This is a genomic window from Inquilinus sp. CA228 (assembly GCF_052078665.1).
In the GTDB taxonomy this organism is placed as follows: Bacteria; Pseudomonadota; Alphaproteobacteria; order DSM-16000; family Inquilinaceae; genus Inquilinus.
The window spans coordinates 74,396-98,695 of sequence record NZ_JBQJIK010000023.1; the positions used below are offsets into that span (position 1 = coordinate 74,396).

Below are 24,300 nucleotides of genomic sequence, written 5' to 3' on the forward strand. Positions count from 1 at the left end.
GGCCTCGCCTGGAGGCTCAGCCCGGCAGCACCCTCCAGACCACGGCCTCGCGCACGGCGCGGTCCTCGATCTCGATGCTGGTCGGCACCTGGTGGCGGGCGATCTCCTCCAGCCCGTCCTGCGGCCGGTAGGCGCGGCCGGGATCGCCCAGCAGCACGGTCTTGCCGGCCCCGGCCAGGGCGCGCAGCCAGGGCATGACCCGGTCCGACATCGGCTTCTCGTAGCAGACGTCGCCGGCGCAGACGATGTCGATGCCGTCCAGCGCGTCGCCGATCCGGTCGCCGCTGTCGGCCTCGACCAGGCAGCCATTGGCCGCCGCGTTCAGCCGGATCGCCGCCACCGCGATCGGGTCGATCTCCGCCGCCGTCACCGCGGCCGCGCCGGCCCGAGCCGCGGCCAGGGCGACGATGCCGGAGCCGGAGGCGAAGTCGAACACCCGCTTGCCGGCCACGCTGCCCGGATGGTCCAGGATGGTGCGCGCCACCGCCTGGCCGCCGACCCAGGCGAAGGCCCAGTAGGGCGGCGGCAGGCCGGTGCGGCGCAGCGACTCCTCGGTCGCCTGCCACAGCGGCGTCACCTCGGTGGCGAGATGCAGCACCAGCTCGGGCAGCAAGGGCGGTCGGGTCGGCGCCGTGTTGGCGCGGATGAAGGCATCGATGTCGTCCATGGCCGCCCTTCCTATCCTGCAGGGCGGCGTTGAGCCACGGAGTCTTGATGTTGAACGCCGGAATGCGGAAGATTCGAGCAACGGCGACGGCGCGGACCGTCGCTGCAGACGAGGAAACGAACGAGATGGCGAGCCGCCATGCCCCGGCCCGACCGAAGCACGGTCAGGCCGAAGACGAGATCGGGGAATGTAGCTCCCCGCCCTGTTACCTGCACGAGATCGACCCGGCCTATGCCGGGCTGGACCCGAAGCCGAAGGCCAAGGCCCGGAAGCGCGGCGAGGCCGGCTCATGATCCGGGTCAAGCGCGTCTACGACCCGCCCGAGGAGGGCGACGGCTACCGCATCCTGGTCGACCGGCTGTGGCCGCGCGGCCTGACCAAGGAGCAGGCGGCGCTCGACCTCTGGCTCAAGACCGTGGCGCCGAGCGACGAGCTGCGCCAATGGGTGCATCAGGGGCCGGAGAAATGGCCGGAATTCTGCCGCCGCTACCATGCCGAGCTGGACACTCACCCGAACGCGGTGGCCTTCCTGCGGCAGAAGAGCAAGGACGGCTGGGTTACGCTGCTTTATGCCAGCCGCGACGAGCGCCAGAACAACGCCATCGTGCTCGCCAAATATCTCGGCGGCTGATCAGGCGAAGGCGCGTCCGGCGGCGAGCCCGGCCAGGACCATGAGGCCGAACCAGCGGTTCGAGTTGAACTTGGCCAGGCAGTCGGCCGGCCGGTCGGGGGCGAGCGTCGCCACCTGCCAAGCCAGCTGTGCCGCGCCGGCGGCGAGGCACAGCAGGAAGGGCAGGGGCGCCAGCCCGGCCAGGAGGCCGGCGGCGCCGATGCCGAGCACGGTCAGCGCGTAGAAGCCGGCGACCCAGCGCCGCGCGGTGCCGCCGAACAGCCGGGCGGTCGATTTGAGGCCGATGCGGGCGTCGTCCTCGATGTCCTGCAGCGCGTAGACCGTGTCGTAGCCCAGCGTCCAGCAGATGCCGGCGGCGTAGAGGATCAGCGAGGGCAGGGCCAGCTCGCCGGTCACCGCGGTCCAGCCGACCAGCGCGCCCCAGTTGAAGGCGAGGCCCAGGAAGGCCTGCGGCCACCAGGTGATCCGCTTCATCAGCGGATAGGTGAAGACCACCGCCAGCGAGGCGACACCGAGCCCGACGGTGGTGCCGTTGAACTGGATCAGGATCAGGAAGCCCAGCAGCAGCAGGGCGATCAGGAACAGCACGGCCTGGGTCGGGCTGACCGCGCCGCTCGGGATCGGCCGGGTGCGGGTGCGCGCCACCCGGGCATCGAAGTCGCGGTCCAGGATGTCGTTCACGGTGCAGCCGGCGCCGCGCATCACCACCGCGCCGATTCCGAACAGCACGGCGTACCAGAGGTCGGTCCAGCCGAACCCGGCCGGGTGGGGCGCCATCGCCAGCCCCCACCAGCACGGGTAGAGCAGGAGCATGACCGGCTTCGGCCGGTCCAGCCGGCCGAGCATCAGATAGGGCCGGACGCCGGGCGGCGCCCAGCGGATCAGCCAGCTCTCGGCCCGGATGTCGGAGGCGGTGTCGGTCATGGTCCTGTCGCGGATGGCACGCGGTGGCGCATCAGTAGCGCCGTTGCGGGCCGCCGGCAAAGGCCGAGATGCGCACGACGTTCATGGATGTATCGCCGGCGCCGCCGCCCGTCTTCCCCGCCGCATCGCCTGCGGCGGCTGGCCGAAGCAGCGCAGGAAGGCCCGGCGCATCCGCTCCGGATCGGTGAAGCCGACGTCGCGCGCCACCGCCTCGATCGGCTCGGCGCCGTCCTCGATCCGCGGCCGGGCGGCCTCGGCGCGCAGCCGCTCCACCGCCTTGGCCGGGGTCTGCCCGGTCTCGGCCAGGAAGGCGCGGCCGAACTGGCGCGGGCTCAGGCACGCCGCCCCGGCCAGGCGGTCGACCGGCAACGCCTCCCGCAGATTCTCGCGGGCGAAACCGAGGGCGGCTTGGATCCGGTCGGTGGCCGGGGCGAGGTCGAGCAGTGTGGAGAACTGCGATTGCCCGCCCGGGCGGCGATGGTAGACCACCAGGGTCCGGGCCACGGCGCGGGCGGCGTCGACGCTCAGATCCTCCTCGATCAGGGCCAGCGCCAGGTCGATCCCGGCGGTGACCCCGGCCGACGACCAGACCGGGCCGTCCTTGACGAAGATCCGGTCCGCCTCGACCCGCACCCGCGGATACAGGCGCTGCAGCGCCGCCGCCTGCAGCCAATGGGTGGTGGCGCGCCGGCCGTCCAGCAGGCCGGCCGCAGCCAGCAGGAAAGCACCGGTGCAGACGCTGGTCACCCGCCGTGCCGTGGCCGCCTCGCGGATGAAGGTCAGCAGCTGTGCCGATTCCAGCGCTTTTGTGATCCCGCGCCCGCCGGCGACCACCAGCGTGTCCAGCGGTTCGTCGCCGAAGGGTTGGGTCAGCACCGGCAGGCCGGCGGAGCTTTCGACCGCGCCGCCCTGCTCCGAGATCACCTGCAGCCGGTAGGGCGGCGGCACGCAGTCCCGCGACGCGGTGTCGAAGGCGGCCAGCGGCCCCGACAGGTCGAGGATGTTGAAGCCAGGGAAGATCAGGAAGCCGATGCTGCGCGTCATGGCGTTAAACGAGGGAACAATGTCGTTTCAGTCATGACCCTGCGCGGCGATACTGCGACTGTCAATCCCGTCCCGGAGGCCGCCATGGACACAGTCATCGTCTTCCCGATCTATCCCGGCGTCACCCATCTCGACTTCACCGGCCCGCACCAGGTGCTGGCGCGGCTGCCCGGCGCCAAGACCGTTGTCGCCTCGGTCGGCGGGGAGGCGGTCAGTGTCGACGGGCTGACCTTCGCCAACCTCACCCGGCTGGAGGACGTGGAGCGCTGCGACGTGATCTGCGTGCCCGGCGGCTTCGGCTGCGTCGACGCCATGCGCAGCGACGCCTATCTGGGTGAGATCCGCCGCCTCGCCGCCACGGCCCGCTATGTCACCTCGGTCTGCACCGGGTCGCTGATCCTGGCCGCGGCCGGGCTGCTCGAGGGGCGGCGGGCGGCGTGCCATTGGGCCTGGCGCGACCAGCTGGCTTTGTTCGGCGCCATCCCCGATCCCGGCCGCGTGGTCCGCGACGGCAACATCTTCACCGGCGGCGGCGTCACCGCCGGCATCGACTTCGCCCTGACCCTCGCCGCCGAGCTGGCCGACGAGGCGACGGCGCAGGCGATCCAGCTGTCGCTCGAATACGCGCCGGCGCCGCCCTTCGATGCCGGCCGCCCCGAAACCGCGGCGCCGGAGATCCTGGCGCTGGTCCAGGCCCGCAACCGCGCCCGCATGCCGGATCGCGCCGCCATCGTCGAGCAGGTGGCCCGGGAACGCCGCCGGGCTTCCTAGCCGCTCCGGCGTCCAGATGCCTCCTGCGCCAGACCGATCCTGGCCAGGCGCAACAGTTCGGGCAGCGCCGTCCTGACCTCCGCGATCAGGGCGGCGTTCTCGTCCCACTTCTGGTCGGGAGGATCGACGTAGCGGGGCTGCTGCAGCAGGCACGCCGCCACCACAACGTCGAGAGGCCATGTCCCGTCCCGCATGGATCCGTCCTTTCCGTTGTCGGGCCGGGTGGAGACAGCGATCGCGCTCATCGCGTGATCGTCGTCGAGGTGCCGCACAAACCAGGGACCGGGCGACGCTGTCCGATCCAGTTCTACCAGCTTGTCCAGGTCGATGCCGGTCACAGGGCTGCTCCGAAGCGATGCACGGGAGATCAGCCTCCGTGATCGATGGCTCGACTGCAACGATCGTCGGCCACGGCACGTCTGAGCCTTCGTTTGGTTCCTCCCAAGGACGCGTTGCCGGCCGATCGGACAGCGGCTAGCGTCGCGCATGACCTCCGACGCCCTGCCGCGCACCCGCCTGTATGTCGACGCCCCGCTTGAGGAGGAGCAGCCGGTGGCGCTGTCCGAGGCCCAGGTGCATCACCTGCGCGGCGTGCTGCGGCTGGCGCCCGGCGCCGGGTTGCGCCTGTTCAACCCACGCGACGGCGAATGGCTGGCGCGGCTCGACGCCCTCAGCAAGGCCGGCGGCAGCGCCCTGGCCGAGCGGCGGCTCCGTCCGCCCGAGCCCGTCTCCGACCTCTGGCTCTGCTTCGCCCCGGTGAAGAAGGACGCGGTCGACGCGGTGGTGGAGAAGGGGACCGAGCTCGGCGCCGCCGTGCTGCAGCCGGTCTTCACCCGCTACACCGACGTGCAGCGCGTCAATCTCGACCGGCTGCGCGCCCATGCCGTGGCCGCGGCGGAGCAGTGCGAGCGGCTGGACGTGCCGGAGGTGCGCGACCCGGTCGGGCTCGATGCCCTGCTCGCCGCCTGGCCCGCGGGGCGCATCCTGCTGGTCTGCGCCGAGGCCGGAGCAGCCCGCCCCATCGCCGAGGCCGCGGCGGAGGCGACCGGTCCCGCCGCGCTCCTGGTCGGCCCCGAGGGCGGCTTCGCGCCGGCGGAGCTTGCGGCCCTGCAGCGTCACGAATTTGTTCGACCCGTCGGCCTCGGCCCTCGTATTCTGCGCGCCGACACGGCGGCTATCGCCGCGCTCGCGGTCTGGCAGATGCTGGCCGGCGACGGGCGCGGCCGGCCGCCGCATCGCGTTTGACCCCAACCGATCCCGACACCCGAGTACCCGCCCATGTCCGGTCCCCAGAGCGCCAGCGCCGCACCGATCGAAAGCAAGGCGCAGCTCGTCGACTATCTCGCCGCCGGGTCCAAGCCGCCCGAGGATTGGCGGATCGGCACCGAGCACGAGAAGTTCGCCTTCCGTCTGTCGGACCTGAAGCCGCTGCCCTATGACGGGCCGGACGGCATCCGCGCCGTGCTCGAGGGCCTGGCCGGCTGCGGTTGGGAGCGGGTGGAGGAGAACGGGAACCTGATCGCGCTGATCCGCGACAAGGCCTCGGTGACGCTGGAGCCGGGCGGCCAGGTCGAGCTGTCGGGCGCGCCGCTGCGCAGCATCCACGAGACCTGCGCCGAGGTGGCCGACCACCTGTCCCTGGTGAAGCGGGTGGGCGAGCAGCTCGGCATCGGCATGATCGGCCTCGGCTTCCAGCCGAAATGGCGGCGCGAGGACATCGGCTGGATGCCGAAGGGCCGCTACAAGATCATGCGCGACTACATGCCGAAGCGCGGCTCGCTCGGCCTCGACATGATGAGCCGCACCTGCACGGTGCAGGTCAATCTCGACTTCGCTTCCGAAGCCGACATGGTGAAGAAGTTCCGCGCCAGCCTGGCGCTGCAGCCGGTGGCCACGGCGCTGTTCGCCAACTCGCCCTTCACCGAGGGCCGGCCGAACGGGTTCCAGAGCCTGCGCAGCCACATCTGGACCGACACCGACCCGGACCGCACCGGCGACCTGCCCTTCGTGTTCGAGGACGGCTTCGGCTTCGAGCGCTATGTCGACTACCTGCTCGACGTGCCGATGTACTTCGTCTACCGCGACGGCCGCTACATCGACGCCGCCGGCCACAGCTTCCGCGCTTTCCTCAAGGGCGAGCTGCCGGTCTATCCGGGCCATCTGCCGACCCTGAACGACTGGGCCGACCATCTGACCACCGCCTTCCCCGAGGTGCGGCTGAAGAAGTTCCTGGAGATGCGTGGCGCCGATGGCGGGCCGTGGTCGCGCCTGTGCGCCCTGCCGGCGCTGTGGGTCGGGCTGCTCTATGACGGCACGGCGCTCGACGCCGCCTGGGACCTGGTCAAGGACTGGACCACCGAGGAGCGGGCGGCGCTGCGCCGCGACGTGCCGCGCCTCGGCCTGGCCACCCCGTTCCGCGGCGGCACCGTGCGCGACGTGGCGCTGCAGGTGCTGGCGATCGCCCGCAGCGGCCTGGCCGCCCGGGCTGCGACCGACGCCATCGGCGGCACCGAGGAGGGCTTCCTCAACGAGCTGCAGCGCATCGCCGACAGCGGCGAGACCCAGGCCTCGGAGATGCTGCGCCGCTACGAGACCGAATGGGGCGGCTCGGTCGACCCGGTCTTCACCGCCTACGCCTACTGACCCGGCAGGCCTTGCTGGAATTTTAAGCATCCTTCGCCGGCCGCCGCAGAATTTTGCTTGCGGTCGGTGGCACATGCCTTGCTTGATGTTGTGGTCGAGCAGGGACATGCCGGAGGGATGGTGCAGGCATTCGACGAGATGGGCGGGGATCCGGTCCGGTCCCCCTATGCGGCCCTGGCAGATTGGCTGGCGGCGACGCCGGCATCGGTCTTCGATTTCAAGCGCCGGGAGGCGGCGGCGCTGTTCCGCCGCATCGGCATCACCTTCGCGGTCTATGGCGAAGGGGGCGACCCGGAGCGGCTGATCCCCTTCGACATCATGCCCCGCGTGCTCGACGCCGCCGAATGGCGGCATCTCGAGCAGGGGCTGGCGCAGCGGGTGAAGGCGCTCAACGCCTTCCTGCACGACGTCTATCACGATCAGGAGATCCTGCGCGCCGGCCAGGTGCCGGAGCGGCTGGTGCTGCACAATCCCGGCTACCTGCCTGAGATGAAGGGGCTGGACCCGCCCGGCGGCGTGTACACCCACATCGCCGGCATCGACATTGTCCGCGTGGGGCCGAGCGACTTCTACGTGCTGGAGGACAACGCCCGCACGCCGTCCGGCGTCTCCTACATGCTGGAAGGCCGCGAGATGATGATGCGGCTGTTCCCCGACCTGTTCGCCCGGCACAGTGTGGCGCCGGTCGAGCACTACCCGCAGGAGCTGCTGGCGACGCTGACATCGGTGGCGCCGCGCAACTGCGAGGGCGAGCCGACGGTCGCCCTGCTGACCCCCGGCATCTACAACAGCGCCTATTTCGAGCACAGCTTCCTGGCCGACCGCATGGGCATCGAGCTGGTCGAGGGGCCGGACCTGTTCGTGCGCGACGCCGTGGTCTACATGCGCACCACCCGTGGGCCGAAGCGGGTCGACGTGATCTATCGCCGGATCGACGACGACTTCATCGACCCGCTGGTGTTCAACCCGGATTCGGTGCTCGGCGTACCCGGCCTGTACCACGCCTACCGCGCTGGCAACGTGGCCCTGGCCAACGCCATGGGCACCGGCATCGCCGACAACAAGGCGATGTACATCCACGTCCCGGCGATGATCCGCTTCTATCTGGGCGAGGAGCCGATCCTGAAGAACGTGCCGACCTGGGACTGCTCCAAGCCCGATGAATGCGCCCATGTGCTGGGCAAGCTCGACGAGCTGGTGGTCAAGGAGGTGGCGGGATCCGGCGGCTACGGCATGCTGGTCGGGCCGACCGCCAGCCGGGCCGAGCGCGCGGCCTATGCCGAGCGGGTCAAGGCCCAGCCGGACCAGTTCATCGCCCAGCCGACCCTGGCGCTGTCGACCTGCCCGACCTTCGTCGACCAGGGCGTGGCGCCGCGCCATGTCGACCTGCGCCCCTTCGTGCTGACCGGCCAGGACCAGGTCCGGATCGTGCCCGGCGGGCTGACCCGGGTGGCGCTGCGCGAAGGCTCGCTGGTGGTCAATTCCAGCCAGGGCGGCGGCACCAAGGACACCTGGGTGCTGACGACATGACGGTGCAGGACATCAAGACAGGGTCATCGAGATGCTGAGCCGCACCGCCGACAGCCTCTACTGGCTCGGCCGCTACGTCGAGCGGGCCGAGAACCTCGCCCGCATCCTCGAAGTCGCCGACCGCATGGCGCTGACCCCGAACAGCGGCGGCGCGCACCAGGACGAATGGCACTCTGCCGTCGTCATCTCCGGCTGCGAGGAGGGCTTCTACAAGAAGCACGATGCGGCGACCCCGGCCACGGTGGTCGACTACATCGCCCGCGACCCCGACAACCCGACCAGCATCCGCTCCTGCCTGCAGCGGGCGCGGACCAACGGGCGGGCGGTGCGCGCGGCGCTGACCCGGCCGATGTGGGAAACGCTGAACGCCACCTGGCTCGACCTCGACTCCCGGGAGGGGAAGATCGCCGGCGGCGACCTGCGCGACCTGCTGGAATGGGTCAAGGAACGGGCGATGCTGTTCCACGGCGCCGTCGCCGACACCATGCTGCGCGACGACGGCCACATCTTCCTGCAACTCGGCACCATGCTGGAGCGCGCCGACAGCACCGCTCGGCTGCTCGACGTGAAGTACCATGTGCTGCTGCCGGCGGATGAGGAGGTCGGCGGCGGCCTCGACTTCTACCAGTGGGCGGCGGTGCTGCGCGGCGCCTCCGCGCTCGGCAGCTACGCCTATCTCTATCGCGACGGCATCAAGCCCTGGCAGGTCGGCGAACTGCTGATCCTGCGGCCGGAGATGCCGCGCTCGCTCGCCGGCTGCCTCGGCGAGATGGTCGAGCTGCTGGGCGAGCTCGCCGACCTCTACGGCCGCAAGCACGAATGCCAGCGGCTGGCCGGGGAGATGCATTCGCGCTTGCGCTACGGCCGGATCGACACGATCTTCCGCACCGGGTTGCACGAATACCTGACCGCGTTCATCCAGCAGAACAACATCCTCGGCCTCGAGGTCAGCAAGGCCTATCTGATCTGATCCGTTCCGGCCATGCGCCTCCTGATCCGCCACGAGACCCGCTACCGCTACGACAGCCCGGTCACCCGCACCCTGCAGACGCTGCGCCTGACGCCCCGGTCGCATGACGGGCAGGAGGTGCTGCGCTGGCGGGTGGTGCCGCCGGCCGGGGCCAGCCTCGCCGCCGGCGAGGACGGCTTCGGCAACAGCGTCGACATGCTGTCGCTGGAGCGGCCGCACGACGCGCTGACCCTTCTGGTCGAAGGCGAGGTCATGATCCGCGATACCAATGGCGTCGTCACCGGCACCGAGGAGCGGTTCCCGCCCGCCTTCTATCTGCGCCCGTCGCCGCTGGCCGGAGCGGATGCGGCGCTGATTCAGTTGGCGGAAGCGGTCGCCGCTTCCGGGCGCGAGCCGCTGGCCCTGGCCCATGCGCTGATGCTGGCGGTGCACGGCCGCATTGCCTTCCAGCCCGGCCTGACCCACGCCGCCACCACGGCGGCGGAGGCGCTGGCGGCCGGCATCGGCGTGTGCCAGGACCACACCCATGTCTTCCTCGCCTGCGCCCGCCATCTCGGCCTGCCGGCCCGCTATGTCTCGGGCTACCTGCTGATGGCCGACGGCAGCGTCGAGCAGGCGGCGGGCCATGCCTGGGCCGAAGCCTTCGTCGACGGGCTCGGCTGGGTCGGCTTCGATGCCGCCAACGGGATCTGCCCGACCGAGCACTATGTCCGCGTCGCCATCGGCCTCGACTACCGCGACACCGCGCCGGTCCGCGGCCTGCGCCAGGGCGGCGGCGCCGAGGCGCTGGAGGTCGTGGTCCGCGTCGGCCAGTCCCAGACCCAGGCGCAGGCCTGACCGAAACCCCATGATGATCCCGGACCGTCCCGCATGACCTACTGCCTCGGCCTCCTGCTCGAAGACGGGCTGGTGATGATCGCCGACACCCGCACCAATGCCGGGGTCGACAACATCTCGACCTTCCGCAAGATGCACATCTGGGAGCGGCCGGGCGACCGGGTGATGGTGCTGCTGACCGCCGGCAACCTCGCCATCACCCAGTCCGTGGTCGCGCTGCTGTCCGAGGCGGTCGACGCCGGCGACGGGCACGAGAGCCTGACCACCGCGCCGTCGATGTTCCGCTGCGCCGAGCTGGTGGGCGAGGCGGTGCGCGCGGTCTGGAACCGCGATGGCCCGGCGATGGAGCAGCATGCCGGCGGCTTCAACGCCTCCTTCCTGCTCGGCGGCCAGATCACCGGGCGCCGCTGCCGGCTGTTCGAGATCTACCAGGCCGGCAACTTCATCGAGGCGACGGCCGATACGCCCTATCTCCAGATCGGCGAGCACAAATACGGCAAGCCGATTCTCGACCGCGCCGCGCGCTTCGAGACGCCGCTGATCGACGGGCTCAAGCTCGGCCTGGTGTCGATGGATTCGACCCTGCGCAGCAACCTGTCGGTCGGGCTGCCGATCGACATCGCGCTGTACCGCCGCGACGCCCTGAAGCTGGCCCTGCGCAAGCGCGTCGGCGAGGACGATCCCTACTTCTCCGGGCTGCGGCAGCGCTGGTCGGACGCGCTGCGGCAGGCCTATCAGGCCATCCCCAATCCGGATTGGTCATGACCGAACGAATCGAAGCGGGAACTATTTAGCAGGTTTCAAGGTTGAAATTGATGGGAGCCTGAACCACCCTTCCGGTGTTGTATCGGCGTAAGCCGTGTCCACGGCCCGACCGATAATGATAAAAGAGGAGATTGTGCCATGCGCATCGCGCTTCGTAGAACCGTCCTGCTGTCCGGTTTCGCTGCGCTCCTGGCGCTTGGTGCCTGCGCCCAGCCGCAGGAGACCGCGGTCGTCGCTCCAGGGGGGCCCGCCGTGCTGCCCGCCAACGTGCCGCCGGGTTCGACGCTCGAAAGCTCGACCACCGTGGTCGGGCAGGACGGACAAGTCGTGAACCGCTACGTCTACCGGGCGCCGAACCAGCTCATCACCAATGGGCCGCAGTGCACCAAGGGCGACCCGCAGTGCCCGTGATCGGCCCGGCGGTCTAGACGAGAAGGGATCAAAAGGGGGCTTTGGCCCCCTTTCTTGTCGGACATGATCGGTGCTCGACCGGCAACAATCTTTCTGCCCTTGCCCGGACTCCTCCGGCCCGGCATGGTGCGCGGCACCATTGGCTTGAGTTGGAGCCGCCCATGCCCGTGCTGAACAGCGCGGTCGACCCCCGGTCCGCTGCGTTCCGCGACAACGAAGCGGCCATGCGCACGGCCGTCGACGACCTGCAGGCGACCGTCGCCCGGATCAAGCTGGGCGGCGGCCAGGCGGCCCGCGACCGGCATGTCGCCCGGGGCAAGCTGCTGCCGCGCGACCGCATCCGCGGGCTGCTCGATCCCGGCGCCCCGTTCCTCGAGCTGTCGCAGCTTGCCGGCCACGACGTCTATCGGGAGGACGTCCCCGCGGCCGGCATCATCACCGGCATCGGCCCGGTCTCCGGCCAGGAATGCGTCATCGTCGCCAATGACGCGACGGTGAAGGGCGGCACCTACTACCCACTGACGGTGAAGAAGCATCTGCGGGCGCAGGAGATCGCGCGCGAGAACAACCTGCCCTGTCTGTACCTGGTCGATTCCGGCGGCGCCTTCCTGCCGCTGCAGGACCAGGTCTTCCCCGACCGCGACCATTTCGGCCGGATCTTCTACAACCAGGCGACGATGTCGGCCGCCGGCATCCCGCAGATCGCGGCGGTGATGGGCTCCTGCACCGCCGGCGGTGCCTATGTCCCGGCGATGTCGGACGAATCCATCATCGTCAAGGGCCAGGGCACCATCTTCCTCGGCGGCCCGCCGCTGGTGAAAGCGGCGACCGGCGAGGAGGTGTCGGCCGAGGATCTCGGCGGCGCCGACGTCCACAGCCGCATCTCCGGCGTCACCGACCACTACGCCCAGGACGACCACCACGCCCTGGCGATCGCCCGGCGGATCGTCGGCGACCTGAACCGGGTCAAGCGGCCGGCCGTGGCGCTGCGCGACCCGGCGGAGCCGCTGTACCCGGCCACCGACCTCTACGGCATCATCGGCACCGACCTGCGGAAACCCTTCGACGTGCGCGAGGTGATCGCGCGCTTGGTCGACGGGTCGGAGTTCGACGAGTTCAAGGCGCTGTACGGCACCACGCTGGTCTGCGGCTTCGCCCATCTCTGGGGCATCCCGGTCGGCATCGTCGCCAACAACGGCATCCTGTTCTCGGAAAGCGCGCTGAAGGGCGCGCATTTCGTCGAGCTGTGCTGTCAGCGCGGCATCCCGCTCCTGTTCCTGCAGAACATCACCGGCTTCATGGTCGGCTCGAAATACGAGCGCGGCGGCATCGCCAAGGACGGCGCCAAGCTGGTCACCGCCGTTGCCTCGGCCCAGGTGCCGAAGCTGACCCTGCTGATCGGCGGCAGCTTCGGCGCCGGCAATTACGGCATGTGCGGCCGCGCCTATGGGCCGCGCTTTCTGTTCATGTGGCCGAACGCCCGAATCTCGGTGATGGGCGGCGAGCAGGCGGCGAACGTCCTGGCCCAGGTGCGGCGCGACGGCATCGAGGCCAAGGGCGAGACCTGGCCGGAGGCGGAGGAGGAGGCGTTCAAGGCGCCGATCCGCGACCAGTACGAGAAGCAGGGCCATCCCTACTATGCCTCGGCCCGGCTGTGGGACGACGGCGTGATCGACCCGGCCGACAGCCGGCGGGTGCTGGCGCTGGCGCTATCGGCGGCGCTGAACGCGCCGATCGAGCCAACCCGATTCGGCGTGTTCCGGATGTGAGCGGAATGATCCAGAGCAACTTTTTCGAATGGCTCGGCGAGACGCTGGGCGGGGTGATCGGCTTCATCATTCGCGCGATCCGGGCGGTGGTCGACGGCCTCGGCGGCGCCGTCGACAATTTCCTCGACGGCATGGCCCGTGCGATCGGCATGAACAGCTCGATCTTCTCCTTCGCGCTGCTGATCCTCGGCCTGTTCCTGCTGTACTGTTCCGTGCGCGCCTTCATCGCCCGGTCGATCGTGGCCGGCGTGGTCTGGGCGCTGCTGGGGCTTTTGGTGCTGAGCTGGGTGGTACGATGAGCGCGGTCCGGATCGAGATCGAGAACGGAATCGGCACGGTCGTCATGGACCGGCCGGACCGGCACAACGCCTTCGACGAGCATGTCATCGCCGAGCTGACCGAGGGCTTCGTGAAGCTCGGCGCCGACGATGCGGTGCGCGCTGTGGTGCTGCGCGGTGCGGGCAAGAGCTTTTCGGCCGGGGCCGACCTCGACTGGATGCGCCGCATGGCGGCCTATGACGAGGCCGCCAACCTGGCCGACGCCCGGGCGCTGGCGGCGCTGATGCGCACCATCGACACGCTGCCGCAGCCGACGGTCGCCCTGGTCCATGGCCCGGCCTATGGCGGCGGGGTCGGGCTGGTCGCCTGCTGCGACATCGCCATCGCCACCGAGGCGGCGTCCTTCTCGCTGTCCGAGGTCAAGCTCGGCCTGATCCCGGCGGTGATCAGCCCCTATGTCGTCCGCGCCATCGGCGCCCGCGCCGCCCGCCGCTATTTCCTGACCGCCGAGCGTTTCGACGCGGTCGAGGCCCGGCGCCTCGGCCTGGTGCATGAACTGGTGGCCGGCGACGGGCTGGAGGAAGCGGCGCGGCAGGTCCTGGCGGCGCTGCGCGGCAACGGCCCGGCGGCGGTCCGGGCGGCCAAGGATCTGGTCGGCGCGGTGGCCGGCAAGGCGCCGGCCGAGGTCGAGGAGGATTGTGCCCGCCGCATCGCCGCGATCCGCGCCGGCGACGAGGGCAAGGAAGGCGTCGCCGCCTTCCTGGAGAAGCGCAAGCCGTCCTGGCTCGCCTGATCAGCCCGCCGGCGTGTTCCAGGCCCGCACGACATTGACCAGGAACAGCAGCATCGAGGCGAGCACCAGCAGCGAGCCGATGATGACCACGGCCTCCTGCTGCTGGGTTGTCGCCAGGTAGATGCCGAGCGGCAGCAGGATGGCGCCGGCAGCGGCGATCCAGAAATGCACAACGGCCAGCGCGCCGCCCTTGGCGAGCCCGACCCGGTAGCCGATCCCGAACAGGGCGAGCGAGACCCAGCCGACCAGATTGATGTGGGTGTGCACCGGCACCAGCTGGAAGTCATGGGCCATGCCCATCTGGATCCCCAGCACCATGCCGGCCAGCCCCAGCAGCACGGCCAGGGTGAAGAACGCTCTGTCGATGCTGCGCATCATATCCCTCGTTGATCGGCGACGGCCGCCGGAACGCCGGTGCCGGTTCTGCCGCGCCGAAGGATGCGCCGCGCCGCTCGCGCCGGCCTGTTACCGGCGGCACAGGCGGCGTCGGCGCATCCCCGCCCCCCAGGCGTGGCCACAGTGTCTTAGGATCGCGGCGCCTCGGCACTCCCCCATGATTAGGGGATGGCGGCGCGTCCGGGAATCAGCCTGCCAGGCGGTCCAACTGTTCCTGCAGACGGTGCGCGCAATCGTCGGCCAGCGCGTTCAGGGCGGCCGCACCGTCGCCGTGGAAGCATGACCCGTGCATGATGCCGAGCGTGCGCGGCGACAGCCCGGACAGCCGGCGGATCGTCGGCGCCGTCATCGGCGTCAGGGCGCTGGCGCCGAACATGTCCTCCGCCGCCCGGGCCGGACCGACGACATCGCTCTCGGTCAAAGCGGGGCCGTCGCCGACATGGGTGAACAGGTCGCCGCACAGTAGCGTCCCGGTGGTCTCCTCGTACAGCAGCCCGGCGTCCCAGCCATGCGGGATCTGCGGCGTGTCGAGGTGGCGCAGCCGCTTGCCGCCGAGGTCGATCACCTCGTCGTCGGCCAGGGCCCGCGGCGGCCGGTCGGCCATGTCGTTGATCGACACCATGCAGCCGATCCCGCCCTGTACCACCTGGGCCTGCGGCGCCGCCGCCAGCCATTCGTTCATGGCGCCGCATTCATCGGCCTCGACATGGCCGAAGCCGATCCAGCGCAGCCGGTCGACCGGCATGACCCTGGCCATGGCGGCGGCGACGGACGGGAACATCCGCCGCGGCCCGCAATGGAACAGCAGCGGCTGCTCGGCCCTGATCAGGAACTGATTGAAGGTGAAGCCGGCCGGCGGCGCGATCTCCGGCACATAGGTCGACAGCCGATAGATGCCGTCGGCGATCTCATCGATCCTGGTCTCTCCCATCCCTGCTCTCCCTCGGGCTTCGCCTGGCCGATGGGTCGGGTCGAGCTGCCCGCGGAGTCATCTTATCAGGGGATCAGTCCGCCCAGTGCCCGTACAGATTGGGCATCAGCCCGGCCAGGGCGCTGAAGCGCGTCCAGGACTTCGCCTCCTTGCGGGTCCAGCCGGCCTCGGCGATGGCCGACAGCCGGGGGAAGACCAGGCGGTCGAACACCGCGCGGTCGGTCATCGGCTCGGACCAGATGCAGGCCTGGACGCCCATCAGGTGCTTCAGCTGGTCCTCGGTCCAGCCCCGGGTGGCCTCGAACTCGTAGGTCTCCCGCGGGCCCGACCAGCCGGCCCAGCCGGCGCCCGGCTCGGACCAGGCGGTGCCCTGCGACATGTCGAGGTAGTAGCGCTGCCCCGGCGCGACGACGATGTCGTAGCCGCGGCCGGCCAGCTCGGCGCTGACCTCGACCGAGCGCCAGCCGACCAGGTAGCTCTTGTCCTTCTCGATCACGTCGCCATGCGCCGCCTCCTCCCAGCCGCCGGTGACGACGCCGCGCGAGGCCAGGAAGCGCTGGACCCGCCGCAGGAACCCGGCCTGCAGCACGGCGGTCGCCGAGCCTTCGATGGCGTCGGCGCCATGCCGGTTGCCGATGGTGTTGACCAGCTTGGCGTGCTGCTCCGCCAGCGCCTCGTCGCCGGTCTGCTTCAGGCGGTCGAGCGCGAGCGGCGAGCCCGACCAGGCGGCCAGCGGCACCTCGTCGGCGCCGACATGGAGAATCTTCGAGGGGAACAGCGCGATCAGCTCGTCGAACACGGTCTCGAGGAAGCCGTAGACCGGCTCATGCGCCGGGTTCAGGCAGTTGTTGGGGAAGCCCTGCACCGACTGGTATTCGCCATGCTCGGCCGGGTCGCGCAGATGCGGCAGCGCGTGCAGCACGGCGTAGCAATGGCCGGGAATGTCGATCTCCGGCACCACGACGATGCCGAGCCGGTCGGCCAGGGCGACCAGGTCGCGGATCGCCTGCTTGCTGTAATAGCCGCCCTGCGGCTCGGGGCCGGAGCCGAGCAGCGGCGGCAACGCCAGCCCGTGGCCGCGCCAGGCGCCGATCCGGGTCAGCTCGGGATAGGCGTCGATCTCGACGCGCCAGGCCTCGTCGTCCGACAGGTGCCAGTGGAAGCGGTTCATCTTGCTCCAGGCCAGCAGCTGCACGAATCGGGCGACCTCGGCCGAGGCGTAGAACTGCCGGGCGACGTCGAGATGCGATCCGCGCCAGCCATGGGCGGGGGAGTCGTCGATCTCTCCGCCCGCGGGGAACAGGAAGGTCTCGGGGTGGCGCCTGGCGCCGCGCCAGATCTGGCCGAGCGTGATCAGCCCGTACAGCAGGCCGGTGCGGGTCGAGGCCCGCAGGACGATGCCGTCCTCGGCGAAGGCGATGCGATAGGCCTCCGGGCCGAAGCCCGGCTCGGTCGCCAGCGCGACGGCCAGGCCGCCCTCCGCCTCGGGGCGCATGATGCCCTCGGCCGGGACCAGAGCGACCGCCAGCTCGGCGAAGGCGGCGATGGCCTGCCCGGCGTCGACGCCTTCTCCCTTCGGCGCAAAGCCCGCGGGCACCGTGCGGCGGCCGCTGACGCCGACTTTCTCCGGCCAGGGAATGACGGAAATCGGCACCGGGGCCGAGGCCGGGACCGGGAAGCGCTCGGTGCCCCGCTTCAGCGGCGCGTTGTCGGCGGCCGAATGCGTCGACGCGGTCGCGACCGGCGCGGTCGACCCGTCCGCCAGCACGACATAGGCGGTGGTGGCGCCATCGGTCCAATGGCGCAGCGGATAGCTCAGGCCCCGTGCCGTGAGCGTCCAGCTGGCGCCCGGGGCCAGCTCGGTGCCCGGCGGCGGCGTGAACTCGGAATGGTTGGACAGCCGGGCCGTCAACGCGCCGCCCTCGATGGTCGCGGCCGGGTCGATCCTGGCCGGTCCGCTGACGCAGAGCTTGAAGCCGGAGACCGTCCGGTCCGACCGGTTGGTCAGCCGCAGGGCGTAGCTCAGGGAGTCGCCGCCCTCGGCAGGCTTCCAGAAGGTCTCGAGTCGGAACGGGGATGTCATCGGGCAGGCCTTCGCTGTTGACGCTCACGGCGGCAGGGCATGGATGGTCTATACCACGGGCAAAGTGATTCGCGTCGTCCCCGCCTCCAAACTCCGCCCGGATATGCTATGCGGCATGGGCCGGCCTCCAGAGAGGGCAATCGGACCGTGATCAGATGCGATGTCGCCGTGCTCGGGGCCGGAATCGTCGGGGTCTCGACCGCCCTGCATCTGCAGGCGCGCGGCCGGTCGGTGGTGCTGGTCGACCGCCGCGGCCCGGGCGAGGAGACCAGCCACGGCAATGCCGGGCTGATCGAGCGCGCCAGCGTCGTGCCCTACGCCTTCCCGCGGTCGCTGACCGAGCTGCTGCGCTACGCCTCGAACCGGCGGATCGACGCCCGCTACCACTGGGCCTTCCTGCCGCGGATCGCGCCCTGGCTGTTCCAGTACTGGCGCCATTCCTCCCCGGCCCGTTTGGCCGAGGCGGCGCGGGCGATGCTGCCGCTGATCGAGCGCTGCCTGGACGAGCATCGGCCGCTGCTGGAGCAGGCCGGCATCACCCATCTGGCGCGCGACACCGGCTGGCTCTCCGTCTACCGCAGCGCCCGCAGCCTCGAGGCCGGCGTCGCGGGGACGGCGACGGCGGCCGCCCATGGTCTCGCTTTCGGCGTGCTCGACCCGGCGCAGGTCCGGGCGCTGGAGCCGCATCTGGCGGACGGGCTGGCCGGCGGCGTGCACTGGATGGACCCCGTGTCCGTCTCAGACCCCGGCGCCGTCACCAAAGGCTATGCCGAGCTGTTCCTGCGCCGCGGCGGCCGCCTGGTGCAGGCCGACGCCCGGTCGCTGCAGCCGGCGGAAGGCGGCTGGAGCCTGCAGGGGCCGGACGGCCCGGTGTCGGCGCGCGAGGCGGTGGTGGCGCTCGGGCCCTGGTCGCTCGACCTGCTGCGGCCGCTCGGCTACCGCCTGCCGCTCGCGGTCAAGCGCGGCTACCACATGCATTACCGGCCGCGCGGCAACGCCGTGCTGCACCGCCCGGTGCTGGACGACGACCAGGGCTTCCTGCTGACGCCGATGGCGCGCGGCGTGCGCCTGACCACGGGCATCGAGATCGGCGCGCGCGATGCCCCGCCGACGCCGGTGCAGCTCCAGGCGGCCGAGGCCGCGGCACGGATCCTGTTCCCGCTGGACAGCCGGGTCGACGACCAGCCCTGGATGGGCGCACGGCCCTGCCTGCCCGACATGCGGCCGGTGATCGGCCCGGCGCCGTGGCACAAGGGGCTGTGGCTCGCCTTCGGCCACGCCCATCACGGCTTCACCCTGGGGCCGGTCACCGGCCGGCTGCTGGCCGAGATGATCACCGGCGCCGAGACCGTGGTCGACCCGTCGCCCTACCGCGCCGACCGGTTCCAGGCCGGATCCCGCCTCACAGAATGAAATCGGCGGCCGTCATGGCGAGGACATCGCTGTAGAGGTCGATCCGGAAATCGGCATGGCCGTCGCCGTCGACATCGCCCTGGATGTTGTCCGGCCCCTGGATGTGCAGGAACCGGAGCTCGCCGGCCTGGCCGCTGAATGCGGCGGCGCCGATGAAGGTGAAGGCCTGGTTGCCGACCGCCGTGGTGTCGGCGTCGATGGCGGAGAGGTCGACGCGGTCGCCGTCCCCCTGGTTGAAATCGATCCTGTCGGGGTCGCGGAAGACGCTGTCCGCGATGTCGGTGTAGATGTAGCGGTCGGCACCGGGGCCGCCGGAGAGGAAATCGGCGCCGGCGCCCCCAACCAGCCGGTCGTTGCCGGCGTTGCCGGCGAGCAGGTCGTCGCCGGCCCCGCCGATCAGCGTGTTCGCGCCGATATTGCCCTGCAGGTTGTCGTCGTGGCTCGACCCGGTCACGTTCTCGATCTGGATCAGGGTGTCGCCCTCGGCATCGCCCTCGAAGCCCCAGCCGAACAGCAGGAAGACCTCCACCCCGACGGCAGAGTTGACATAGGACGCGGTGTCGACGCCCAACCCGCCATCCAGCACATCGGCTCCCAGGCCGCCGTTCAGCAGGTCCTGGCCCAGGCCACCCGATAGGGTGTCGATGCCGACGCCGCCGGAGAGGGAATCGTCTCCCAGCTCGCCCCGGAGGGTGTCGTTGCCGACCCCGCCGAACAGCAGGTCCCGGCCGGCGCCGGCCACCAGGATGTCGCTGCCGTCGTTGCCGATCAGCAGGTCGTCGCCGGCGAAGCCGAAGATCAGGTCGTTGGAGCTGGTGCCGAAGATGGTGTTGTCGGCGCCGTTGCCGAACAGGATCGCCATGGTTTCCCCCTTCTTGGACTGTTTCCTCTGGGCCGCTGTGCAGGTCGGTCGCGGCCGGAATCGGCGCGGTGCATGCGGACTTGGCCCGGCCTGATTTGCATAGCCGGGAATGCGCGACATTAGGATTGGGCCGGAATTCCAGCATCTCCCAAACGAGAGATGCGCGCCGCCCGCCGAGGGCCTAGGCTGGCGCGCCGCCCACCGCCTCCCTCGCAACGGGACCGTCATGTTCGATCCGGCAACGCTCGCGCTGTACATGGCCGCCGCCCTGGCGTTGAACCTCACGCCCGGGCCCGACATGCTGTTCTGCTTCGCCAACGGTGTTTCCCGCGGCCCGCGCGCAGGCCTGGCTGCGGCACTGGGCATCGGCGGCGGCGCGGCCGTGCACACCGTGGCGGCGGCGCTCGGCCTGGCCGGGCTGTTCGCCGCCTCGCCGACCGCCTTCGAGATCCTGCGCTGGGGCGGCGCCGCCTATCTGCTCTGGCTCGGGGTCAAGGCGCTGCGCTCCACGGCGTCCGGCCTCGGCGCTGCCGGGCCGCTGCCGCCGCGGCCGGCGGGCCGGATCTTCCTCGACGGCATGGTGACCAATGTCCTGAACCCGAAGGTGACGCTGTTCTTCATCGCCTTCCTGCCGCAATTCGTCGAGCCGGCGCACAGCGCGGTGCTGCAGATCCTGGTGCTGGGCACGCTGGGCAACATCTCCGGCACCACCATCAACGCCCTGGTCGGCATGTCCTCGGGCGGCGTCGGCCGGATCCTGTCCCGGCGGCCGATCGTGGCGCGGCTGCTGAACGGCTTCACCGGCATCGTCTTCCTCGGCCTGGCGGCGCGGCTGGTGCTGGCCGACGGGCGTCCGAAATAGCGTTTCGATTTCCCGCGTGCGCCGCGGACCGGCCCTGTTAGATTGTTGCCCGAACCCAGCGGCAGATTCGGGACCCGAATGTTCGACACGCTTCTGATCGCCAATCGCGGGGAGATCGCCTGCCGGGTGATCCGCACCGCGCGGCGCCTCGGCCTGCGCACCGTCGCGGTCCATTCCGACGCCGATGCCGGGGCGCGCCATGTCGCCGAGGCCGATTCCGCGGTCCGCATCGGCCCGGCCCCGGCCCGTGAAAGCTATCTGAAGATCGACGCCATCCTGGCCGCGGCCAAGGCCACCGGCGCCCAGGCGATCCATCCCGGCTACGGCTTCCTGTCGGAGAATGCGGCGTTCGCCGAGGCCTGCGCCGAGGCCGGCATCACCTTCGTCGGCCCGCCGCCGGCCGCGATCCGCGCCATGGGCGGCAAGAGCGAGGCCAAGGCGCTGATGGCGGCGGCCGGCGTGCCGCTGGTGCCGGGCTATCACGAGGCCGACCAGGATCCCGCGCGGCTGGCGGCGGAGGTGGCGAAGATCGGCTTCCCGGTGCTGATCAAGGCCTCGGCCGGCGGCGGCGGCAAGGGCATGCGCGTGGTCGAGCGGGCGGAGGATTTCGCCGCCCAGCTCGCCGGCGCCCAGCGCGAGGCCGCGTCCTCCTTCGGCAACGACCGGGTGCTGGTCGAGCGCTATCTGGCCCGGCCGCGCCATGTCGAGATCCAGGTCTTCGCCGACGGCCACGGCCACTGCCTCTACCTGTTCGAGCGCGACTGCTCGATCCAGCGCCGCCACCAGAAGGTGGTGGAGGAGGCGCCGGCCCCCGGCCTCGACCCGGCCATCCGCAAGGCGATGGGGGAGGCGGCAGTCGCCGCGGCCCAGGCCATCGGCTATGTCGGCGCCGGCACGGTCGAGTTCCTGCTCGACACCGACGGCCGCTTCTACTTCATGGAGATGAACACGCGGCTGCAGGTCGAGCATCCGGTGACCGAGGCGATCACCGGGCTCGACCTGGTCGAATGGCAGCTGCGGGTCGCGGCCGGCGGGGAACTCCCGCTGGGCCAGGACGATCTCGCCATCAACGGCGCGGCGATCGAGGTCCGGCTCTATGCCGAGGACCCGCAGGCCGGGTTCCTGCCGCAGACGGGGCGGCTGGCGCATCTCGCTTTGCCCGAGGAGCCGCCGCATGTCCGGGTCGATTCGGGGGTGCGCCAGGGCGATTCGATCTCGATCCATTACGACCCGATGATCGCCAAGCTGATCGTCTGGGACGTCGACCGGCCGGCGGCGGTGCGGCGGCTGGCCCGGGCGCTGGACCAGGCGCGGATCGCCGGGCTCGCCACCAATCTCGACTTCCTGCGGGCGATCGCGCGCCACCCGGCCTTCGCCGCGGCCGAGCTCGACACCGGCTTCATCGGCCGCCACGCGGCGGAGCTGTTGCCGCCGCCGACCCCGGCCGCCTCGGAGGACATCGCGCTCGCAGCCCTCGGGCTCGTGCTGGGCCGCGCCCGCGACCGCGCCAGCCCCTGGGGCCTGGCCGATGGCTGGCGGATGAACGACGAGGCGGTGGAGGTGCTGCGCCTGGCCGACCGCGACGCCGAGATCCCGGTGGCGGTGCGCTACCGCAGGCATGGAGGGCTGTCGATCGGCACGCCGGACGGGCCGGTCGAGGCCGGCGGCACGCTGGCCGACGGCGTGCTGACCGCCCGGATCGGCGACCGCACAATGCGGGCGACGATCGTGGCGACCGGGGAGAGGGTCGCCGTGCTGCGCGACGGCGCCGACCGGGTGTTCGGCATCATCGACCCGCTGGCCCATGCCGGCGAGGAGGCCGGCGGCGGCAGCCGGCTGACCGCGCCGATGCCGGGCCGGGTGATCGCGGTGCTGGTCGAGGCCGGCGCCAAGGTCACCAAGGGCCAGCCCCTGATCGTGCTGGAGGCGATGAAGATGGAGCACACCGTGGCCGCGCCGGCGGACGGCACCGTCACCAGCCTGCCCTTCGCCGCCGGCGACCAGGTCGACGAAGGCGTGGCCCTGATCGGCTTCGAGGCCGTCTGACATGCTTCCGGCCAAGGTCCGAATCGTCGAGGTCGGCCCGCGCGACGGGCTGCAGAACGAGAAGGCGGTGGTGCCGCTCGAGGCCAAGGTCGGGCTGATCGACCGTCTGTCGGCCACCGGGCTGACGGTGATCGAGGCCGGCGCCTTCGTCAGCCCGAAATGGGTGCCGCAGATGGCCGATTCGGCCGAGGTGATGGCCCGGATCACGCGCGCGCCCGGCATCTCCTACCCGGTGCTGGTGCCGAACGAGACCGGCCTCGACGCCGCGCTGGCCGTGGGGGCGACCGAGATCGCGGTGTTCGGCGCCGCCTCGGAAAGCTTCAGCCGGCGCAACATCAACTGCTCGATCGCCGAGAGCCTGGCGCGATTCGCCCCGGTCGTGGCCCGAGCCCGGGCGGCGGGGCTGAAGGTGCGCGGCTACGTCTCCTGTGTGCTCGGCTGCCCTTATGAGGGCGAGGTGCCGCCGGCCAGGGTGGCCGAGGTGTCAGCCGCTTTGTTCGATCTCGGCTGCTACGAGATCAGCCTGGGCGACACCATCGGCGTCGGCACGCCGGGCAAGGCGGTGGCGATGATCGAGGCCGTGGCGGCACGGATTCCGCGCGAATCGCTGTCGGTCCATTTCCACGACACCTATGGCATGGCCGTCGCCAACATCCACGCGGCGCTGGAGCGCGGCGTCGCCGTGGTCGATTCGGCGGTGGCGGGGCTCGGCGGCTGTCCCTATGCCAAGGGCGCCACGGGCAATGTCGCGACCGAGGATGTGGTCTATCTTCTCGACGGCCTCGGCATCGCCAGCGGCGTCGCCCTGGACCGGCTGCTCGACGCCACCCGATTCATCTCGGGCGTGCTCGACCGACAGCCGGCCTCCAGGGTGGCTCGCGCGCTGATCGCCCGCGACGCCTGATTCATCCCGAAGCGTGGCCGCGATGGCGCGGCCATGGAGGAACTGTGTCTGTCCATCTGTTGAAGGTCGCCGTCGGCATTTCCGAGCCGGCCCAGCTCGCCACGGTCCAGCAGGGCCGGCGTCACATCGTCGAGGGGCGCGAGGTCGTCTACGGCTACACCAAGCGCATGCCGACCCGCCGCGACGATCTGATCGACGGCGGCTCGATCTTCTGGGTGATCCGCCACGTCATCCTGGTGCGGCAGCCGATCCTCGACATGTTCATGGTGACCGACGAGGACGGCGACACCTATTGCCGGCTGCTCTACGACCCGGAGCTGACGGCGGTGGAGGCCCGGCCGCTGCGTGCCTTCCAGGGCTGGCGCTATCTCGATCCGGACGCGGCGCCGCGCGACCTTGGGGCGGCGTCGGAGAGCGATCTGCCGGCCCATCTGCGGCAGGAACTCAGGGCTCTCGGGCTGCTCTGAGCGGGGCGTCCGGGGCCTGGGAAAGAAATTCACGGAAGTGCAAAAAAGCGCTTGCGCGGTCCGGATCACCCCCCTATAAACCGCTCCACCGACGGCGACGCCGCGGCGACGAACTCGAAAGAGAGCGACGCAGCGGAGGGCAGCCAAAAGAGGTTGCAAAAGCCGGGTCGGTAACTTACATCGACGTTTCTGCCCTGGCGGGCCGGCCCTGGAAGGGGGCGGCGCGACGGGGGGATGCGGCTCTGGAGCCAGGAAACTGGTGTGAAGGGCGACGGATCTTGGACAAGTGAGAAGCATTGGAG

Annotated in this window: 26 protein-coding genes; 18 read left to right on the top strand and 8 right to left on the bottom strand. The window is 70.8% G+C overall.

The window, feature by feature from the left end; all coding sequences use genetic code 11:
* Positions 1 to 16 precede the first annotated feature (16 nt).
* Complete coding sequence (locus ACTOWL_RS13640) at positions 17 to 667, bottom strand: class I SAM-dependent methyltransferase (protein WP_441321777.1); 651 nt, start codon at positions 665 to 667, stop codon at positions 17 to 19.
* A gap of 125 nt (positions 668 to 792) precedes the next feature.
* Here ACTOWL_RS13640 and ACTOWL_RS13645 point away from each other — a divergent pair, with 125 nt between their 5' ends.
* On the top strand, positions 793 to 960 hold the full coding sequence (locus ACTOWL_RS13645) for a hypothetical protein (protein WP_441321778.1): 168 nt from the start codon (positions 793 to 795) through the stop codon (positions 958 to 960).
* Entirely contained in the window at positions 957 to 1,298 is a 342-nt protein-coding gene (locus ACTOWL_RS13650) for a DUF488 domain-containing protein (protein WP_441321779.1), read from the top strand. The genes ACTOWL_RS13645 and ACTOWL_RS13650 overlap by 4 nt, the downstream gene beginning before the upstream one ends.
* Here the strand turns inward: ACTOWL_RS13650 and ubiA are convergent, their stop codons facing one another.
* Together ubiA and ACTOWL_RS13660 are read right to left on the bottom strand one after the other, a co-directional pair.
* Positions 1,299 to 2,222 carry a 4-hydroxybenzoate octaprenyltransferase gene (gene ubiA, locus ACTOWL_RS13655; RefSeq protein ID WP_441321780.1) on the bottom strand — a complete coding sequence of 308 codons (924 nt, stop codon included), beginning with the start codon at positions 2,220 to 2,222 and terminating at the stop codon, positions 1,299 to 1,301. It abuts the gene before it with no gap.
* 81 nt (positions 2,223 to 2,303) lie between these two features.
* Positions 2,304 to 3,266 (bottom strand): GlxA family transcriptional regulator, encoded by a 963-nt coding sequence (locus ACTOWL_RS13660; protein WP_441321781.1) that lies wholly within the window; start codon positions 3,264 to 3,266, stop codon positions 2,304 to 2,306.
* Positions 3,267 to 3,350: 84 nt separating this feature from the next.
* On the opposite strand from ACTOWL_RS13660, the gene ACTOWL_RS13665 reads away from it, so the two are divergent.
* Positions 3,351 to 4,037, top strand: coding sequence for a DJ-1/PfpI family protein (locus ACTOWL_RS13665; RefSeq protein ID WP_441321782.1), 687 nt, complete (start codon positions 3,351 to 3,353; stop codon positions 4,035 to 4,037).
* Here ACTOWL_RS13665 and ACTOWL_RS13670 read toward each other — a convergent pair.
* Entirely contained in the window at positions 4,034 to 4,375 is a 342-nt protein-coding gene (locus ACTOWL_RS13670; protein WP_441321783.1) for a hypothetical protein, read from the bottom strand. The two genes, ACTOWL_RS13665 and ACTOWL_RS13670, sit on opposite strands and share 4 nt — an antisense overlap.
* A gap of 148 nt (positions 4,376 to 4,523) precedes the next feature.
* On the opposite strand from ACTOWL_RS13670, the gene ACTOWL_RS13675 reads away from it, so the two are divergent.
* From ACTOWL_RS13675 to ACTOWL_RS13720, 10 genes are all read left to right on the top strand, one after another.
* A complete protein-coding gene (locus ACTOWL_RS13675; protein ID WP_441321784.1) occupies positions 4,524 to 5,282 on the top strand; it encodes a 16S rRNA (uracil(1498)-N(3))-methyltransferase in 759 nt (252 codons plus the stop codon).
* Positions 5,283 to 5,315: 33 nt separating this feature from the next.
* On the top strand, positions 5,316 to 6,680 hold the full coding sequence (locus ACTOWL_RS13680) for a glutamate--cysteine ligase (RefSeq protein WP_441321785.1): 1,365 nt from the start codon (positions 5,316 to 5,318) through the stop codon (positions 6,678 to 6,680).
* 117 nt (positions 6,681 to 6,797) lie between these two features.
* A complete protein-coding gene (locus tag ACTOWL_RS13685) occupies positions 6,798 to 8,210 on the top strand; it encodes a circularly permuted type 2 ATP-grasp protein (protein ID WP_441321786.1) in 1,413 nt (470 codons plus the stop codon).
* A gap of 31 nt (positions 8,211 to 8,241) precedes the next feature.
* On the top strand, positions 8,242 to 9,180 hold the full coding sequence (locus tag ACTOWL_RS13690) for an alpha-E domain-containing protein (protein WP_441321787.1): 939 nt from the start codon (positions 8,242 to 8,244) through the stop codon (positions 9,178 to 9,180).
* Positions 9,181 to 9,192: 12 nt separating this feature from the next.
* Positions 9,193 to 10,017: a transglutaminase family protein gene (locus tag ACTOWL_RS13695; protein WP_441321788.1), complete on the top strand. Its 825-nt coding sequence runs from the start codon at positions 9,193 to 9,195 to the stop codon at positions 10,015 to 10,017.
* A gap of 33 nt (positions 10,018 to 10,050) precedes the next feature.
* Positions 10,051 to 10,782: a peptidase gene (locus ACTOWL_RS13700; protein WP_441321789.1), complete on the top strand. Its 732-nt coding sequence runs from the start codon at positions 10,051 to 10,053 to the stop codon at positions 10,780 to 10,782.
* A 138-nt stretch (positions 10,783 to 10,920) separates the two neighbouring features.
* Positions 10,921 to 11,193, top strand: coding sequence for a hypothetical protein (locus tag ACTOWL_RS13705; protein ID WP_441321790.1), 273 nt, complete (start codon positions 10,921 to 10,923; stop codon positions 11,191 to 11,193).
* A 161-nt stretch (positions 11,194 to 11,354) separates the two neighbouring features.
* Positions 11,355 to 12,962 (top strand): carboxyl transferase domain-containing protein, encoded by a 1,608-nt coding sequence (locus ACTOWL_RS13710; protein WP_441321791.1) that lies wholly within the window; start codon positions 11,355 to 11,357, stop codon positions 12,960 to 12,962.
* Between the two features lie 5 nt (positions 12,963 to 12,967).
* The gene (locus ACTOWL_RS13715; protein ID WP_441321792.1) at positions 12,968 to 13,261 is read left to right on the top strand and encodes a hypothetical protein; all 294 of its coding nucleotides are present in this window, start codon (positions 12,968 to 12,970) and stop codon (positions 13,259 to 13,261) included.
* Entirely contained in the window at positions 13,258 to 14,034 is a 777-nt protein-coding gene (locus ACTOWL_RS13720) for an enoyl-CoA hydratase-related protein (RefSeq protein WP_441321793.1), read from the top strand. The genes ACTOWL_RS13715 and ACTOWL_RS13720 overlap by 4 nt, the downstream gene beginning before the upstream one ends.
* Here the strand turns inward: ACTOWL_RS13720 and ACTOWL_RS13725 are convergent, their stop codons facing one another.
* The 3 genes from ACTOWL_RS13725 to ACTOWL_RS13735 form a co-directional block, all read right to left on the bottom strand.
* Positions 14,035 to 14,409: a hypothetical protein gene (locus tag ACTOWL_RS13725; RefSeq protein WP_441321794.1), complete on the bottom strand. Its 375-nt coding sequence runs from the start codon at positions 14,407 to 14,409 to the stop codon at positions 14,035 to 14,037.
* Positions 14,410 to 14,617: 208 nt separating this feature from the next.
* Positions 14,618 to 15,361, bottom strand: coding sequence for a hypothetical protein (locus ACTOWL_RS13730; RefSeq protein WP_441321795.1), 744 nt, complete (start codon positions 15,359 to 15,361; stop codon positions 14,618 to 14,620).
* A 73-nt stretch (positions 15,362 to 15,434) separates the two neighbouring features.
* Positions 15,435 to 17,444 carry a beta-N-acetylhexosaminidase gene (locus ACTOWL_RS13735; protein WP_441321796.1) on the bottom strand — a complete coding sequence of 670 codons (2,010 nt, stop codon included), beginning with the start codon at positions 17,442 to 17,444 and terminating at the stop codon, positions 15,435 to 15,437.
* Between the two features lie 147 nt (positions 17,445 to 17,591).
* Between ACTOWL_RS13735 and ACTOWL_RS13740 the strand changes: the two genes are divergently transcribed.
* On the top strand, positions 17,592 to 18,857 hold the full coding sequence (locus ACTOWL_RS13740) for an NAD(P)/FAD-dependent oxidoreductase (protein WP_441321797.1): 1,266 nt from the start codon (positions 17,592 to 17,594) through the stop codon (positions 18,855 to 18,857).
* Here the strand turns inward: ACTOWL_RS13740 and ACTOWL_RS13745 are convergent.
* Complete coding sequence (locus ACTOWL_RS13745; protein WP_441321798.1) at positions 18,847 to 19,719, bottom strand: calcium-binding protein; 873 nt, start codon at positions 19,717 to 19,719, stop codon at positions 18,847 to 18,849. The genes ACTOWL_RS13740 and ACTOWL_RS13745 overlap by 11 nt on opposite strands.
* A gap of 226 nt (positions 19,720 to 19,945) precedes the next feature.
* Here ACTOWL_RS13745 and ACTOWL_RS13750 point away from each other — a divergent pair, with 226 nt between their 5' ends.
* The 4 genes from ACTOWL_RS13750 to ACTOWL_RS13765 all read left to right on the top strand — a co-directional run bounded on the left by ACTOWL_RS13750 (position 19,946) and on the right by ACTOWL_RS13765 (position 23,998).
* Entirely contained in the window at positions 19,946 to 20,581 is a 636-nt protein-coding gene (locus tag ACTOWL_RS13750; protein WP_441321799.1) for a LysE family translocator, read from the top strand.
* Positions 20,582 to 20,659: 78 nt separating this feature from the next.
* A complete protein-coding gene (locus ACTOWL_RS13755) occupies positions 20,660 to 22,627 on the top strand; it encodes an acetyl/propionyl/methylcrotonyl-CoA carboxylase subunit alpha (RefSeq protein ID WP_441321800.1) in 1,968 nt (655 codons plus the stop codon).
* A 1-nt stretch (position 22,628) separates the two neighbouring features.
* The gene (locus ACTOWL_RS13760; RefSeq protein ID WP_441321801.1) at positions 22,629 to 23,531 is read left to right on the top strand and encodes a hydroxymethylglutaryl-CoA lyase; all 903 of its coding nucleotides are present in this window, start codon (positions 22,629 to 22,631) and stop codon (positions 23,529 to 23,531) included.
* A gap of 44 nt (positions 23,532 to 23,575) precedes the next feature.
* Complete coding sequence (locus ACTOWL_RS13765) at positions 23,576 to 23,998, top strand: DUF1489 family protein (protein WP_441321802.1); 423 nt, start codon at positions 23,576 to 23,578, stop codon at positions 23,996 to 23,998.
* Positions 23,999 to 24,300: the final 302 nt, after the last annotated feature.